This window comes from Sphingopyxis sp. P1IMeth2 (assembly GCF_900185685.1).
Lineage (GTDB): Bacteria > Pseudomonadota > Alphaproteobacteria > Sphingomonadales > Sphingomonadaceae > Sphingopyxis > Sphingopyxis terrae_A.
On the sequence record NZ_FYAT01000001.1, the window covers coordinates 68,832 to 84,231 of the forward strand.

General features: G+C 62.9%; 13 protein-coding genes and 1 pseudogene. 11 read left to right on the forward strand and 3 right to left on the reverse strand.

Going from position 1 to position 15,400, the window contains the following annotated elements; all coding sequences use genetic code 11:
* Positions 1–500 precede the first annotated feature (500 nt).
* A pseudogene (locus P1IM2_RS18795) lies at positions 501–1,631 on the forward strand (DUF1254 domain-containing protein); the annotation flags it as partial.
* A 202-nt stretch (positions 1,632–1,833) separates the two neighbouring features.
* On the opposite strand, the gene P1IM2_RS18800 reads toward P1IM2_RS18795, so the two are convergent.
* Together P1IM2_RS18800 and P1IM2_RS00300 are read right to left on the reverse strand one after the other, a co-directional pair.
* Positions 1,834–2,835 (reverse strand): GSU2403 family nucleotidyltransferase fold protein, encoded by a 1,002-nt coding sequence (locus tag P1IM2_RS18800; protein ID WP_254535811.1) that lies wholly within the window; start codon positions 2,833–2,835, stop codon positions 1,834–1,836.
* Between the two features lie 946 nt (positions 2,836–3,781).
* Entirely contained in the window at positions 3,782–4,093 is a 312-nt protein-coding gene (locus tag P1IM2_RS00300) for an ArsR/SmtB family transcription factor (protein WP_062900914.1), read from the reverse strand.
* Positions 4,094–4,221: 128 nt separating this feature from the next.
* Between P1IM2_RS00300 and P1IM2_RS00305 the strand changes: the two genes are divergently transcribed.
* On the forward strand, positions 4,222–4,956 hold the full coding sequence (locus P1IM2_RS00305; protein WP_186401062.1) for an SDR family oxidoreductase: 735 nt from the start codon (positions 4,222–4,224) through the stop codon (positions 4,954–4,956).
* Between the two features lie 269 nt (positions 4,957–5,225).
* Here P1IM2_RS00305 and P1IM2_RS00310 read toward each other — a convergent pair whose 3' ends face one another.
* The gene (locus P1IM2_RS00310) at positions 5,226–7,541 is read right to left on the reverse strand and encodes a TonB-dependent receptor (protein WP_186401063.1); all 2,316 of its coding nucleotides are present in this window, start codon (positions 7,539–7,541) and stop codon (positions 5,226–5,228) included.
* Between the two features lie 218 nt (positions 7,542–7,759).
* Between P1IM2_RS00310 and P1IM2_RS00315 the strand changes: the two genes are divergently transcribed.
* From P1IM2_RS00315 to P1IM2_RS00355, 9 genes are all read left to right on the forward strand, one after another.
* The gene (locus tag P1IM2_RS00315; protein WP_186401064.1) at positions 7,760–8,416 is read left to right on the forward strand and encodes a TetR/AcrR family transcriptional regulator; all 657 of its coding nucleotides are present in this window, start codon (positions 7,760–7,762) and stop codon (positions 8,414–8,416) included.
* Between the two features lie 119 nt (positions 8,417–8,535).
* Positions 8,536–9,330, forward strand: coding sequence for an enoyl-CoA hydratase/isomerase family protein (locus tag P1IM2_RS00320; RefSeq protein ID WP_186401065.1), 795 nt, complete (start codon positions 8,536–8,538; stop codon positions 9,328–9,330).
* A complete protein-coding gene (locus P1IM2_RS00325; protein WP_186401066.1) occupies positions 9,327–10,490 on the forward strand; it encodes an acyl-CoA dehydrogenase family protein in 1,164 nt (387 codons plus the stop codon). Before P1IM2_RS00320 ends, P1IM2_RS00325 begins: the two co-directional genes overlap by 4 nt.
* A gap of 31 nt (positions 10,491–10,521) precedes the next feature.
* On the forward strand, positions 10,522–11,289 hold the full coding sequence (locus P1IM2_RS00330) for an enoyl-CoA hydratase/isomerase family protein (RefSeq protein ID WP_062900920.1): 768 nt from the start codon (positions 10,522–10,524) through the stop codon (positions 11,287–11,289).
* Positions 11,290–11,350: 61 nt separating this feature from the next.
* Positions 11,351–12,157, forward strand: a complete 807-nt coding sequence (locus P1IM2_RS00335; protein WP_186401067.1) for an SDR family NAD(P)-dependent oxidoreductase — start codon at positions 11,351–11,353, stop codon at positions 12,155–12,157.
* Positions 12,158–13,972 carry an AMP-binding protein gene (locus P1IM2_RS00340; RefSeq protein WP_186401068.1) on the forward strand — a complete coding sequence of 605 codons (1,815 nt, stop codon included), beginning with the start codon at positions 12,158–12,160 and terminating at the stop codon, positions 13,970–13,972.
* Positions 13,972–14,391, forward strand: a complete 420-nt coding sequence (locus tag P1IM2_RS00345; protein WP_186401069.1) for a hypothetical protein — start codon at positions 13,972–13,974, stop codon at positions 14,389–14,391. Before P1IM2_RS00340 ends, P1IM2_RS00345 begins: the two co-directional genes overlap by 1 nt.
* A 2-nt stretch (positions 14,392–14,393) precedes the next feature.
* Positions 14,394–14,825, forward strand: coding sequence for a PaaI family thioesterase (locus tag P1IM2_RS00350; protein WP_062900924.1), 432 nt, complete (start codon positions 14,394–14,396; stop codon positions 14,823–14,825).
* A gap of 19 nt (positions 14,826–14,844) precedes the next feature.
* Entirely contained in the window at positions 14,845–15,393 is a 549-nt protein-coding gene (locus P1IM2_RS00355; protein ID WP_202988379.1) for a nuclear transport factor 2 family protein, read from the forward strand.
* Positions 15,394–15,400: the final 7 nt, after the last annotated feature.

The following is a 15,400-nucleotide window of genomic DNA, read 5'->3' on the forward strand; positions in this document are numbered from 1 at the left end:
TTGGCTGAGGCACAGCACCGGCTGGCTGGGGCGGCAGGCCCAACTGGGAATTCACAAAGCATTGATGAAATCGTTTTCAGGTAAGCCTCTTAAAGAATACCCGCCTTTAGCCCGGAGTTTGAGTGAGCTTGTGCGAGCTATTTTGGCACGCCGCGCGTAAAATCGATGAAGCGTTCATCTCCTGCGGCAGGATGAGTCGACAGCATTTCGCGCAATGCAGCGGGCAAGATCCTGCGCCGGACGCTGCGCGAACCCTTGGAACCGGCACGAAAGAAGAGCCGGCTGAGCCGGCAGCGCCGCGATTTGAGGAGAGAGAGATGACGATCCAGACCTATCGCCAGCCGATGGCGCGGCGGCATTTGCTGCGCCTTGCCGCGACGCTGGCGGTCGCCGCCGCGGCTTTCGCGCCTGCCGTTCGCGCGATGACGCAGCCCGGAACCGGCGATGCCGCCATGCAAGCAGCCTTCAACTATGCCTTTCCCTTGTTCGAATTTGCGCGGATGGAACAGACGCTAACCGAATCCGTCGGCGGCCCGGGAACGCTCAACCGCATCAAGCAGCGCTCGCAGCTCTCCGATTATCGCTCGCGCAACGTCACCGCCCCCAACAACGACACCATTTATTCCTCCCTGTTTCTTGAGCTTTCGGGTGGGCCGGTCGACGTGTCGATCCCGACGATGCGCGATCGCTATTTCTCGGTCGCGTTCATGGACGCGTTCACCGACAATTTCGCCTATCTGGAAACGCGTACGACGGGCGGCGAAGGCGGGCGGGTCTGGGTCGTCAGCCCCGATTGGAATGGCAAGGTGCCCGATGGCGTTCGGCTTGTGCAATCGACCACCAACGATGCCTGGATGCTCGCGCGCATTCTCGTCGATGGACCGGACGACCTTCCTGCCGCGGAAGCGTTGCAGCAACAGATCAGCGCGACTGTTGCCGCCGACCGGCCGCCGGCGCGGGGCTTCAACGTACGCGCGGAACGCGAAGCGAGCGATGCCGCCAATTTCCTCGCGGTGGTCAATGAAATGCTCAAACGGTCGAAAGGCGGCGCGGGACAGCTGGTGCGCGCCGAACGCTTCGCGGCGCTCGGCATCGGCGCCGAAGCGCCGCCGCCCTCGCCCGCCCTCCTCGCCGCTTGGGCGGCCTATCTGCCATCGGGTATCGCTGACCTGCGGCAGGGCTTTCTGTTCCGCGACCTGGTCGTCAACGGCTGGAGCTATCAGCCGCGGGGCGTCGGCGATTTCGGCACCAACGACCATCTGCGCGCGATGATCGCGCTCGGAGGCATCGCCGCGCTGGGCGAGCAGGAGGCGATGTATTTCCATGCGAACTTCGATGCCAGCGGCGAGCGGCTGAACGGCGCCAACAACTACCGCTGGCGCTTGCCGCCCGGCGGCGTTCCGGCCGACGCCTTCTGGTCGCTGACCATGTATGATGCACAGGCGGACGGGCGCTATTATCTCGTCGAAAATCCCCTCGCTCGCTATTCGATCGGGGACCGGACACCAGGGCTGGTACGCGAAGCCGACGGCAGTATCGTCATCTTGATCCAACGCGATCGACCCGAAGGCGCACTGGCTGCCAACTGGCTGCCCGCCCCTGGCGGAACGATGCGCCTCGCGCTGCGCGCCTATATGCCGCGAGCCGAACTCATCGAACGCAATTGGCGCGTTCCGCCGCTGGAAAAGGTCGTCGCCAAACCAGCGCCGGTTCCTGACGCGATGCGCGAGGCGCATCGTTCTGCTCAATGCTTCGGCCATGGTCACTTTCTCATCAACGCCGCACTGGAAGCAAGCGTTTCGATCACGCGGACCGAATATGCCCGCCACAATCCTACCATCGCGGCGCCTCGCCCTTCGAACGTTGATCGGCCCATTCGCAATAATGGGGCGCGAGCTCTGCGGGCAGGCCAGCCTCGAACCGGTCATCGAGGGGATAATGCGGCATGGCCTCGGCGATGGCATCGAGAAGGAGCAACCCCTGTTTGCGGTCCTTGCCGCGCTTCAGCGGGTTGCGCTTCGCCTGTCTCGACATCCACAGCTTCTGAAGCGCGAACCAGCGCGGATCGGGAGCGACAATGCGCGCGGGTCTACCGTCGCGGCAGATAAGAACCTGGTCGACGGGTCGTCCCTCAAGCAGCCATTCCTGTTCGGGAAGTGGTATGGGTTGCGGCCTGTCGATCCGCGCCATGGTTCTCGCTCGCGAGGGCGCTGCCAATATTTCCACCTCATAGGCTTTGGCGTTGCGCGCCTGAAAGCTGCGCTCGGTATTGACCGTGAAGGTCGGGTCGACCGCTTTCAACAGGTCCCAGACGACCTGCGCATTGTGCTGTGGATCGGTCTCGGCCCACGCAAGATCGAAATCGGCGGTCTCGTCCGGAAGTTCGGGAATGAAGCCACCGACCTCGAGCGCATAGGCGGCGACCGCATTGGTGCCGACGACGAGCAGGGCGCCGCCGAGAAGACCGCGCCGGTCGGCCTCGCGCAAAATCGGCCCGGCCTCGTTGGCGATCATTGGCACCCGCACCGCGCGGGCGATCGCGGCGCTCTCGCCAAGCGCAGTCCGGCTTGTCGCGCTGCGCGCCTTCAGCGTCTCCTTCTCATATCTATAGGCGTCGAGCCGCGCGGCCTGCTCGTCGGACCAGGGACCGAGGCTCTTCGCATTGCCCCGGCGGTCGAGCAGCTCGTACAGATAGGCGCGCCCTGCCACCTCCTTGCGCGCAAGATTATAGGGGAGCTTCGCGAGCCCGCGTTCGGCTTCGATCCACACCTCGTACTTCTGACGCAAATTGACGAGCGCGCGCGCTTGCTCGTCGGAGAAGAATCTAACCGCCATCGCAAAATTATCCTGCAATTTTTGGGTTTTGTCAATCGCAGGATAACTGTCCTATTTTCAACTGTTTAAATGACGTATCCATAGTGTGAACTCGCCATTTGTCCTGCATAACACCCCCCGTATCGCAGGACAAGCAGCGCGCGAAAGATAGCCGCGCAGGTGCAGCGGGCCTTGATACCGACTAGGCACCGGCAGCTCCGCGAAGGACGCACTCACTCGCGTTCGGTGCGCTCCGGCAATATGGCAGTTTCGTCAACGGCGCGTGCAAACGCACCACCGTCCCGGGCGCGGATCTCGCGGCGTTCGTCCGGCAAAGAGCGCTCGGCGAAACGAGTGAGACGAGCGTCGTGAATCTCTTGGGCGTCGAGCGCGGCATCTCCGACGCAACATGGGCGAATAATAGTCGACAGCAATCCAGGAGAAGAAAGTAGGGCACGGCTCTTGCTGTCAGGGCCGACGTAACCAGCCCACGCGGGCCGATATGGATGGAGCTTAATTCAGGAAATGGGGGCACGGTGCTGGTCGCAGAGCATAATGCGGCCATGTTCGGCTTGCAGGCGGATGCAGAAGGGCCGCAGTCGGGAGATTTCCAAGTTACCACAAGGCGTTGACATCCAGTCGACCATCTGTTCACCGCGGACATGATTATGGACGGTGATCTCGGAATGCTTTTTTTTTCACGACTCGCTCATCCCGCTCGACTTTCGCAACGGTCACGGCTGGATCGTGCGAAATCCAGATGCCGGCCTCGCGCCGAGAGCGGCTCTGTCGACCAAGGGTTCACCATAAATCAGCATGCCAAGCTTTACGGGAGAATTTCGATGCTGGCCAGCCGCTGAATGGTCGCTTCCGTCTCGCGCATGAAGCGAACGTACAAGTGAGACTGGCAACCCCGAGCGAGCGGTCCGACAGCGCCCGACGACGATCACCGGCGCCTTGCTTTGCGCTAGGCGGGGCGGTTGGCGAGGATTGCATCCAAAAGGCCGGGAAAGCGTTGCTCGAATTCTTTGCGGCGCAGCCTGTTGATCATCTCGCGGCCGACCTGCGTCGTCTCAATCAGTCCTGCGGCCCGCAGCAACTTGAGGTGGTTTGACAGCGTGCTCTTGGGAATCGAGTCGCACGGCGCTGCGTTGGTGCAGCTCAGCTGCTCGGTGCCGGCCAGGCGCGCGACCATGGCCAGACGGTTGGGATCGGCGAGCGCATGGAGCGCCAGCTCGAGCGGCACGTCTTCCAGCCTGGGATGGGTGAAGCGGGGCATAGATGCAATATAGGCCCGCGACGCAATTTTAATAGTTCGGGAATATTGAACTATAGAATTGGCGATCCATCTTGTGCCTTGCCGGCAGCGCACGACGCCGTGATCGCGGGCAAAATTGGAGAATTCACATGTCACTTCTGGGCAAAAAAGCGCTCGTCACCGGCGGATCGCGCGGTATCGGTTCGGCGATCGCCAGGCGCCTCGCGGCCGATGGCGCGGCGGTCGCGATCACCTATTCGGGAAACAAGGCGGCGGCCGACGAGACAGTAGCGGCGATCGAGCGCGCGGGCGGCACCGCCTTTGCCGTTCAGGCCGATGCCTCCCAGCCCGGGCCGCAGCGGGCGGGCGTCGAACAAGCAGCGGCCGCGCTAGGCGGTATCGATATCCTTGTCCACAATGCCGGCGTCGCCGAATTCTCTACCATCGCCGATGACACTGACGAGAGCTATGACCGTCAATTCGGGGTCAATGTGAAGGGCCTGCACGTCGGCACGCGCGCGGCGCTGCCGCACCTGCGCGACGGGGGGCGGATCATCCTCATCGGCAGCATCTCGGGCGAGATGGCGTTCCCCGCGACCGCGATCTACAGCGCGACCAAAGCGGCAGTGGCGGCGCTGGCGCGCGGCTGGGCAAAGGATCTCGCCTCGCGCAATATCCTCGTCAACACCGTGCAGCCGGGCCCCATCGACACCGATATGAACCCCGCTGACGGCGAGTTCGCGAAGCAGATGATCGGTTCCATTCCGCTCGGTCGCTACGGCCGGGTCGAGGAGATCGCCGGCGCGGTGTCGTTTCTGGCCGGCCCAGATGCGACCTACATCACCGGAACAACGCTGAACATCGATGGCGGTGCGTCGGCCTAGTCGCGGGAGCGGCCCCTCCGCCCGGCGGAGGGGTCGTCGCCTAGCTTTACCGCACGCGGCCGCGAACCATTGCCGGTCCGTTTCCATCCGGTCCGGGACCAGGCCGGCTCCGGCAACTGTCACTTACATGCTCAGGTGGCCGGCCATAGCTGCCCGCCCGCTTTCAGAGGCAGAAATTCGGAAACGGTCAGACTTGGCTGGAATGGTCCCGCCCGGAAGCGGAAAAGCCGCTTCTCGGGCATCGGATCAGGAAAGCGGTCGTTCGACGACTACCGGAACTTGAAGCCGACGTTAACGCCGTAGGTGACAGGCATTCCGGTAAAGCGGATCACGGCATCGCCGCGCCGCGCCGCGGTATTCCAGTAATATTCGTTTGTGACATTCTGCGCATAGAGACTTGCCGTCCACGCGCCGTCGGCGTCACCGATTCCGGCGCGCAGGTCGAGCAAGCCATAGTCGTCGATGAACAGCCGAACGTCGGGTTTGAAATCGCCATAGGTCGAGCTGCGGTAGGTATAGTTGGCGCCGATGAACGCTTCCTTCGATCGGCCTACATCCCAGCGATATTCCAAGTCGGCGTTGACCTGCCACTTTGGCGTGTAGGGGAAGCGGAAGCCGTTGAAGTCGGTGACCGCGCCGAATGCGGTGTAGTTGGAGAAGGATCGCGTGACCTTGCTGTCGATATAGGTCGCGCCCAGATTGGCACGCAGGCCCTCCACCGGTGAGACGACGAGCTGCAATTCCGCCCCCTTGATCCGCGACTTTGGTACGTTGACCAGCGCCTCGAGCGGGCCGAACACCGGCACGATCGTGCGGCCCTTCAACTGCTTGTCGAGATAATCATAGTAGAAGAGGGCGCCGTTGATCTGCACGCGGCGGTCGAGCAGCGCCGATTTGAACCCAAGCTCGTAGGCCGTTACCTGCTCCTGCCGCACCGGCTTGTATTGCGAGAAGCGATTGCCCGCGAGCGTAGCGAAGGAGCCGCTCTTGTAGCCGCGGCTGACGCTGGCATAGAAGAGCTGGCCCTCTGCGGGCTTCCATTGCAACACGCCGCGCCAGGACAGATTGTCTTCCGGCAGGCTGCCCGCAAATTTGCCCGGACGCCCCGCGTCGTCGAACGTCACGCAGCCGCCGAGCGGGATCGTTCCCGACGGAAGGCCGAAGATCAGCTCGAAGCCGCGCGCATAGGTGCCGTTGCCGGCATTGAGCGTGCAGCCCGAAAAATCGACCTTGGTATCGGTGTAGCGCACGCCGCCGATCAGGGTCAGCGTGTCGGCGATCGGCACGCTCACATCGGCGAAGGCCGCGATGCTGCGATATTTTGTGTCGCCGAGCTGCGGCACCAGCTCGATCGACGGGAAGCCGAAGCGATCGAACACATGCGCCGACGATTGGTCGTTGAGCCGCTGGGTGAGCAGCTCGTGCGTCTTGCCCCATTCATAATTGCCGCCGACGATCCATGAACCGTCACCCATCAACGAACCGGCAAGCCGCAATTCCTGACTGAAGGACTTGATGTCGCCTTCGAGGAAGACGTCGGTAAGCCGCAACGTGGTGCCGTCCGATTCCTGACCATAGGCTTCCTTGAAGCGCGTATAGGCCGAGATCGAGGTGAGCGTGATGTCGTCGCTGACGTCGATCTCGCCGCGCAGCGCGGCCTGCACCTGCCAATTGTCCTTCTTCAGCGGGAAGCTGGTGCCCCAATCAGCCGCGCGATTGTCCTCGGGAGCGACCGGATAGGTCGGCAGGCGCGGATCGAAGAAGCCGGCGGATTGCTGGAAGGGCGCAGTAAACTGCGGCGCCTGCGTATCGCCATGATCCTGGTAGGCGTTGACCATCAGGTTGAGACGCACCGTGTCGACGGGCCGGAAAGCAAGCTGGACGCGCCCCTGCGTGAACGCACGCTGGCCGAGGCTGGCATCGCGCGTGTAGCTTTTCTGCCAGTCACCGCCACCTTCATGGCGCAACGAAATTCGGGCTGCCAGCGTGTCAGACAGCGGTCCGCTCGCATAGCCTTCGACGCTGAACCTATTGAAGCGTCCATAGGACAGCGCCAGCCCCGCCTCCGGCGTCCAGGTTGGCTTGGCCGAAATATAGTTGATCGCGCCGCCGGTTGCGTTCGATCCGAAAAGGGTGCCCTGCGGCCCCTTGAGCACTTCGACCCGCTCGAGATCGAAGGAGGCGCCCGCCGTCATCACCGAATAGGGAATGGGCACTTCGTCTGTATAGACCGTGACCGTCGGCTTTGCGGCAAGGCTGCTGTCGAAGAAGCCGATCCCGCGCAGAAAATAGACCGGTGTGCCAAAGCCGCTGTTGATCGCGTTGAAGCCCGGGGTCACTTTCACCAGTCCCGCGACGTCGGTTACGCCCTGCGCCTGCAGATCGTCGCCCGACACCGCCGTGATCGACAGCGGCACACTGTTGATGTTCTCGCTGCGCTTTTGCGCGGTCACGATGATTTCGTTGGTACCGACCGCTTCCTCATCGCCAGCAGGCGCAGCCTCTTGCGCCGCTGCCTGATTCGCGAGCAACGCGAGCAGCAGGGCCCCGACCGACGACGAACTATGCATCTTTGAAAGCGCCATAATTTCCCTCCCGATGACCATCTGTAACGCTAGGTTCCGATCAGGAAAGAGCGTTCAGATCTTTGTTACCGTCCGGTCGGTAATATTGATTGCAATCATTGTCAAATCGGCAATGAAGGCGACACCTATTGACCAGCGGGTCGTGAACGACCTATGCCTCACGCGCAGGGGCAGGCAGGATAGCCGCAGCGAGCGGGCGTCCGGCAAATGGGAAAGCAATGGCGGAAGCATCCAAGAAGACAGGGGCGGCGTCGACGCCCACCCAGAAACGACCGGGTTCGACTGCGACCGCGAGGCCGGGGCGCAAGCGCGGCAGCGTCAACAAGGAAGTGATCATGGGGGTCGCCTCCACCATGTTCCGCGAGCGGGGCTATGATCGCACGAGCCTCGACGATATCGCCGCGGGTCTGTCGATCACCAAGCCGAGCCTTTATTATCATTTCGCGAGCAAGGAGGAGATCCTGCTCGAATGCATCGCACGCGGCTATATTCTGTTTCAGCAGAAAATAGCCGATCGAGACGATATCCGCCTCCCCGGCCGCGAACGCGTCCGCATCTTCATCGAATGCTATGTCGATCTGTTGCAGGATAATGTCCTGTCGATGATCGTCGCCGACGAACGCGTGATGAGCGACGCCGGCAAGGCCAAATCGCGCAACTACAAGCGGATGCTGAACCGCGACCTGCTCGATCGGCTCGAAGTCGGACGCAAGGACGGATCGCTAGCCTTCGACGACGCGCGCATCATTTCGTTCGGCATCTTCGGCATGGTCAACTGGATGACGCACTGGCAATCTGCGGCGCTGCTGATCGAGCCCCGCACGGTCTCCAACCAGTTCGTCGCCATGATTCTCGACGGCATCGGCAAGCCCTGAGCTGATCCAAAAATCTGCATTCCCGTGCACCTCGCGGCCATTCAAACCGCGAGTTGACAGCCCGTTTCGACGCGCTTATGACAATGTTACCGACTAGTAGGTAATAAAAGGGATAATCGATGGCCGACTTCCGTTATCTGAATACCAGCGTCCAGGACGGCGTCGGCATCCTCCAACTCAATCATCCCGAGGTACGCAACGCGCTCGGCTGGGAGTTGCACGAGGACATCATCGCCGCGCTGCGCGCTTGGGAAGAGGATGACGCGGTGTCGTGCGTGCTGTTTATCGGCAATGAGGAATATTTCTGTGCCGGCTGGCGCGTCGACATCCTGAACACGGCGAGCGACGACGATCGCCGCCGTTTCAACGATCTCGCGCTCGCGCTGATGAAAGCGATTTACGACTTCGGCAAACCGTCGGTCGCGGCCGTCGCCGGCGTCGCGCCCGGCTACGGTATGGACGTCGCCAATATGTGCGACATCACCGTTGCGTCCGAAAATGCCCTCTTCGGATCGACGCAGGTCAAATATGCGATGAACGGCTTTTATCACGGCATTATGGCGCGCGTCGGCAAACAGCATGCCCGCCGCCTCTATTACACCGGCGACCCGATCGACGCGCACGAAGCGCTGCGGATCGGCCTCGTCAGCGAAGTCACGCCGGTTGGTGAACTTCGGTCGCGGTCGCTGACGCTCGCCAAGCAAATCGCCGAGATGGGCCCCGAACTGGCAAAGATCTTCAAGGGGGTCGCGCTGCGCGCGTCGAACATGGATCATCTCGGCGCGCTGCAATATGAGCTGACCGTAACCCATGACCTGCTCCAGCGCGGCATTTTCCGCGAGCGCATCGCGCGCGGCTTCGACCGGCTCAAGGCCGGTAACAGCGTCGCTATCGAACGCGCCGGAAAGCCATGACCCTCGACGTCATCGCCTCCGACATTTTTGCATCCGAGGAGTGCGAGCAGTTCGCGCGCTCGGTCGACGGTTTTCTCGCGGCGCACACCGCGCCCGAGGCGATCGACCGCTGGCGCGCCGGCAAATGCGTCGACCGCGCAACATGGACCGCCGCAGCCGAGGCCGGCCTGCTCGGCATTTCGGTCGACGAAGCCTATGGCGGCGCGGGTGCCGATTTCCGGTTCGAGGCGATCATCACCAAGGCGATAGGACATCGCGGCGCCGACGCGCTGACAATCAGCCTGCACAATGCGGTGATCCTCCCCTATTTTTCGAGCTTCGGGACCGAAGCTCAGAAGCACCGCTGGCTACCCAAATTCTGTTCGGGCGAATGCCTGACCGCGATCGCGATGACCGAACCGGCGGCAGGGTCGGACCTGCAGGGCATGAAGATGACCGCGCGCAAATGCGATGGGGGCTGGCGGTTAAGCGGTCAGAAGACCTTCATCTCGAACGGTCAGATCGCCGACGTCATCCTTGTTGCGGCCAAGACCGACCCTGCGGGCGGCAGCCGGTCGATCTCGCTGTTCATTGTCGATGTGCGCAGTGAGCCTGAGGGGTTCCGGCGCGGACGCAACCTAGACAAGGTAGGTCAGGAGGGGCAGGATACGTCCGAACTCTTCTTCGACGATCTGTTCGTGCCCGACGACGCCCTGCTCGGCGGCGCCGAGGGGCGCGGGCTGCCGCAGCTCATGGAAAAGCTGCCGCAGGAGCGGCTGATTATCGCTTGGCAGGCAATGGCTATGATCGAGCGCGCGCTCGACGAGACGATCCGCTACACACGCGAACGACCGATGTTCGGCCAGACGCTCGCCGATTTCCAGAACACCCAGTTCAAGCTCGCCGAATATAAGACGCAGGCGGTCGTTTGCCGGGTCTTCGTAGATCATTGCACCGACCTGCACGTGCGCGGCGAACTCACCGCCGAACTCGCCTCGATGGCCAAATATTGGGCGTCAGAGGAGCTGACGAAGATCGTGGACGGCTGCCTCCAGCTCTTCGGCGGCTATGGCTATATGCTCGAATATCCGATCGCGCGCATGTTCCGCGATAGCCGCATCCACCGCATCTACGGCGGCGCGAGCGAAGTGATGAAACTGCTCATCGCCCGAAATCTCTGATCCGAAATCCCGAAATCCAGGAGTGAAGAATATGGCAAAGCACGGTACGATGCGCAGCGAGGTGAAAGGCGGGGTCGCCACCATCTTCCTCGACCGCCCCGACAAGAAGAATGCGCTCAGCACCGAATTGTTCGAGGATCTTGTCGAAACGCTTCAACAATGGCGGCGTGACGACAGCGTCGCGGCGGTCGTCATCACGGGAACCGAGGAATATTTCTCCGCCGGACTCGATCTCGATACGATGAACTGGAAGAGCGAGGAAGAGCGGCTGCGCTGGTATGACGCCACTTATTATGGCTATCTCGAACTGCTCGAATACCCCAAGCCGACGATCGCGGCGGTCGCGGGACCGACCTTCGGCGGCGGTTGCGACATCGCGGTTTTCTGCGACATCCGCATTTCCAGCCCCAACGCCAAATTCGGCTTTCCGCAGATCCGCTTCGGCCTGACCCCCTTCGTCGATCCGCTGCAGCGCATCGTCGGTCAGAGCCAGGCGAAACTGCTCGTGCTGACGGGGCGCCGCATCGACGCGCAGGAAGCGCTGCGCATCGGCCTGATCGACGAGATCGCGCCCGAAGGAAAATTGCTCGACACGGCACAGGCGATGGCCGGCGAGATCGCCTCGACGACCGTGCCGACCGTCGTGCGCACCACCGAAATGCTGCGTCGCAGCTGGGCGATGGATCCGATGGGAGCTTATGTATACGGACATGTCCAGTATCGCGATGTCCACTGGAACCCGGCGATTTCGGACCGCATGCTGGCCGCGCGCGCCAAGGTCGGGTCGGGAACACGCTGACGGGCGAACGATGACCGGCTCTCCTCCCCTCCCCTCCGCCGCTTTAGAAGGATCGGCCATCGTGGTCGTCGGCGCGAGCCGCGGGCTCGGCCGGCAATATGCCGCCGACCTCGCGCGCGCCGGCGCCCGCCTTGTCCTCACAGGGCGCGGCAACGAAGTTGATGCTGTCGCGTCCGCCATCCGGCGAAATCGCGGAAGCGCCATAGCGGTGCGATGCGACATCCGCGATCCTGCCCCTTTCGTCGAAGCGGCGCTCGCCGAATATGGCGCAATCGACGGGCTGGTGGTCAACGCGGGCGTGGTCCGCGACCGCAGCTTCGCAAAGATGACGGCAGAAGAATGGTCGGAGGTGATCGACGTCCATCTCGGCGGCAGCTTCGCCTGCGCCAAGGCGGTGTGGGAGCCGATGACGGCCCGGGGACGGGGTTCGATCATATTCACCACCTCGGGCGCGGGCATGCACGGCGCCTTCGGGCAGGCGAATTATTCGGCAGCCAAAGCCGGTATCATCGGCCTGATGAAGACGCTGGCAATCGAAGGCGAACGGGTCGGAATTCGCGCCAACGCCATCGCGCCAATGGCTCTGACCGAAATGACTGACGGCGTCTTTTCCGACCGCATGAAGCATGGCTTGCGTCCCGAACAGATTTCGCCCTTTCTGATCGCACTGCTCGATCCCCTGTCGACGCGCACCGGCGAAATCGTCGAATGTGGCGGCGGCTGGGGCGCGCAGGTGCGTTGGCAGCGAGCAGCGGGCGATCGGGTGGCGGCGGCACCGTTCGGTCCCGAATTCGATCTGCCGGAGACGACCGCCGATTCGCTGGGCGCCGCACTTGGCGACCCGCGGACGATGTACAGGATGGCCTGAATGGAGTTTGCGAGTCCCCCTGCCCCGAGCGTGACGCTCGACCGCCGCGACGATGGCAGCATCATCCTGCGCTCGGGCCTGCCGCTCGGCCCGGTCCCCAAGTCACTCGCGCATGTCTTCGACGAACAGGCCGTACGCACGCCAGATGCGATCTTCATGCGCCAGCGCGGCGCGAACGGCGCATGGCGCAGCATATCCTACGGCGACGCGCGCCGTGCCGCCGATGGCCTCGCCCAATGGCTGATTGATCGGGGGATCGGTGTCGGCGACATTATATCCTTTCTGTCCGAGCCTTCGATCGAACATGGCATTGCCGCCATCGGCGTCCAGCGGAGCGGCGCAGCGATTGCGCCCGTCAGCGTCGCCTATTCGCTGATGTCGAAGGACCATGCCCAGCTCCGCCAATGCGTCTCGGTGGTCGGCGCGAAGGTCGTCATCGTAGACGACGCGGTACGTTACGCCGCTGCGCTGCGCGCGCTCGCGCCGCTCGGGGTGACGATTGTCGCAGCGTCGGGTACGGTCGAGGGGCTCGCCATCACACCCTGGGCCGAAGCCGTCGCGACACCGCCAAGCCCCGATGTGGCCGAGCGCATGGACGCGATTCGGCCCGACCAGATCGCGCGCATCATCTATACGTCCGGTTCGACCGGATCCCCCAAGGCGACGCCGCAGCCGCACGCCAATCTCAACATCACGATCGCGCAGAATCGAGCGCTCGGCCTGCTCGACTTCGGCGACGATTCGCCACAGATCCTCGAAGCAATGCCGTTCAGCCACATCATGGCGGGCAACTTCAACTTCAACAACACGATCGCCGCCGGCGGCACGATATGGATCGACGATGGCAAGCCGACCCCCGAGCTGTTCGCCAGGACGCTGGCGAATCTGCGCGACGTCGCGCCATCCTATTTCATCACCGTGCCGCTGGGCTACACGATGCTGTGTCAAGCGCTCGAGGCAGATACCGACCTCAGCCGCCACTTCTTCTCGCGCCTCAAATTCCTGGGTTTCGGAGGGGCCGTGCTCGCCGAAGATGTCCGTGACCGGCTAACTGCGCTGTCGATCGCCGCGCGCGGGAAGGCGGTACCGATCTTCTCCTTCTACGGCGCGACCGAGTATCTGTTCGGGACGCTCAAATACTGGACCGAAGGCGGGACCGACGTGATCGGGCTTCCCCTTCCCGCCACGGACCTCAAGCTCGTTCCGTTCGACGGGCGGTACGAGATGCGCGTCAAGGGACCGACAATGATGCCGCAAAGCGGCTATATCGGCGCGCCCGAAGCCTCCGCATCGCTATTCGACGAGGAGGGCTATTTCCATACCGGCGACGCCGTCCGCTTCGCCGACCCCGACGAGCCGCGGGCCGGGCTGGTCTTCGCGGGCCGGCTATCGGAAGATTTCAAGCTTGACTCGGGCACCTATGTCACGGTCGAGGCGCTCCGGGTGGCCCTGCTGGCGGCTTGCGGCCCGCATGTTTCGGAGGCCGTAATCTGCGGCCTCAACCGCCCCTATCCGTCGGCGCTGCTGTGGCTCCGGGCGGGCGAGAATGACACCGAAACGCGTGCTGCGATCGCGTCAGCGATCGCCACCTTCAACGCGTCACAGAGCGGCGCCGCGCGCCGGATCGGCGCGGCCCTGATCCTCAACGAGCCGCCGTCGTTCGAAACCGGCGAAGTGACCGTGAAAGGGAATGTGGCGCAGCGTGTCGTACGCGAACGACGATCCGCCGATGTCGATCGGCTTTACGCAGCTCGACCCGACGCGGACGTGATGATCTTCGCCGACAGGGCTCGCAAGCTGGTCGGGGCCGGCTGATGCTCTGGAGCCTACCCCCGTCGATTGCGGCTTTTCAGGCCTTGTTCGAGCGGCTCGCGCCCGACGTCGACATCTGGCTGCGCTACGACGTCGAACTTCGTCCACCCACTTATGGCAAGTCGTGGACCGGCAAGGAGCTGGTTGGCCGCTTGCTCAACTTTGCATCGCGGGAGTTCGGCGGGCTTGTTTACACTGATAGCTGGTGCAACGGCGACCGCTATGCGCTGCGCTTCGAGGGAGAAATCGAAGGCAGACATTTTTCGGGGGTCGACATCGTCAGCCTCGACCGCGAGGGGCTAATTGCGCGCATCGAAATTTTCGCGAGGCCGCCCGCTGCGATGCTGGCCCTACGCGACCGGATGGGAGCCCAGGTGCAGGCCGATCCGGTCGCTGCGCGCCTGATGGGTCTAGCCGCGTGACGATGGACCGCACGCAAGGCGAATGGCGTCCGCTCAATTTCGATGATCCATTTTGCGCGCATGTCGGCGGGATGCAGATGCTCCATACGGGCGACAGAGCCGAACCGGTCCGCTTCGGGCTCGAGGTGCAGCCGCATCAGTGCAACCGCTTGGGTTTCTGTCACGGCGGGCTGCTCTCGACCTTTCTCGATATCGCGCTCGGCGTTTGCGCGATCGAGATTTGCGGCCACGACTGGGGCGGACCCACAATTAATCTCAGCGTCGATTTCCTGCAAGGCGCCCCCATGGGCGACTGGATCGAGAGCCGCGTCATCCTGGAGCATACGACGCGCAGCCTGATGTTCGTGACCGGGTCGGTCGTCGGATCGCCCGGCAAGATCGCCAGGGCTACCGCTTTGTTTAAGCAGCCGCGGTCGGCGCCGATCACCGCCTGACCGTAACGGAGAAGATATTATGCATGCAAGCGATACCGCAGGTGCGAACCGCGAAACCTATGTCGGATTGCCTATGGCCGATGCGGTCACCCAAGACTTCGTCCGCGATTTCGGTAGCCGCTGGGAAGCGGCATGGAATTCGCACGACACCGACGAAGTGATGGCTCTTATCCACCCGGACATCCGATGGAACGACACGATATTCTGGCCCGATGTCATCCGCGGCCAAGATGCGATGCGCGCCTATGTCGACAAGATCTGGGCCGTCATGCCCGACGTGCAATTCCGCGAAGTCCAGCTTTTCGTTGCAATCGATTCCGGGCGCGCACTTTATCTGTTCGAGCAGACGTCGAGCGCACCGCCAGCTTCGGGCAAGGATACAAGGGCCACCACCTATGGCTGCGACATTTTCCTGGGATTCCGCGACGGGCTGCTGTCCGATTATATGGCGCAATACGAGATTACCGACATGATGCGCCAATTCGGCATGCTGCCGCCGCGCGGCCAGCGCATCGGCGGCGCATACTTGCTCTCGCTATTGGGCGCGGAGTCCGCCAAGCGAAGCTGAACGACAT

What these genes read in the sequence shown, in the direction of transcription:
- P1IM2_RS00310 (WP_186401063.1), bottom strand. Translation starts at nt 7,541, where the DNA reads ATGGCGCTTTCAAAGATGCATAGTTCGTCGTCGGTCGGGGCCCTGCTG.
- P1IM2_RS00350 (WP_062900924.1), top strand. Translation starts at nt 14,394, where the DNA reads ATGGACCGCACGCAAGGCGAATGGCGTCCGCTCAATTTCGATGATCCA.
- P1IM2_RS00330 (WP_062900920.1), top strand. Translation starts at nt 10,522, where the DNA reads ATGGCAAAGCACGGTACGATGCGCAGCGAGGTGAAAGGCGGGGTCGCC.
- P1IM2_RS00345 (WP_186401069.1), top strand. Translation starts at nt 13,972, where the DNA reads ATGCTCTGGAGCCTACCCCCGTCGATTGCGGCTTTTCAGGCCTTGTTC.
- P1IM2_RS00300 (WP_062900914.1), bottom strand. Translation starts at nt 4,093, where the DNA reads ATGCCCCGCTTCACCCATCCCAGGCTGGAAGACGTGCCGCTCGAGCTG.
- P1IM2_RS00355 (WP_202988379.1), top strand. Translation starts at nt 14,845, where the DNA reads ATGCATGCAAGCGATACCGCAGGTGCGAACCGCGAAACCTATGTCGGA.
- P1IM2_RS18800 (WP_254535811.1), bottom strand. Translation starts at nt 2,835, where the DNA reads ATGGCGGTTAGATTCTTCTCCGACGAGCAAGCGCGCGCGCTCGTCAAT.
- P1IM2_RS00305 (WP_186401062.1), top strand. Translation starts at nt 4,222, where the DNA reads ATGTCACTTCTGGGCAAAAAAGCGCTCGTCACCGGCGGATCGCGCGGT.
- P1IM2_RS00325 (WP_186401066.1), top strand. Translation starts at nt 9,327, where the DNA reads ATGACCCTCGACGTCATCGCCTCCGACATTTTTGCATCCGAGGAGTGC.
- P1IM2_RS00320 (WP_186401065.1), top strand. Translation starts at nt 8,536, where the DNA reads ATGGCCGACTTCCGTTATCTGAATACCAGCGTCCAGGACGGCGTCGGC.
- P1IM2_RS00315 (WP_186401064.1), top strand. Translation starts at nt 7,760, where the DNA reads ATGGCGGAAGCATCCAAGAAGACAGGGGCGGCGTCGACGCCCACCCAG.
- P1IM2_RS00340 (WP_186401068.1), top strand. Translation starts at nt 12,158, where the DNA reads ATGGAGTTTGCGAGTCCCCCTGCCCCGAGCGTGACGCTCGACCGCCGC.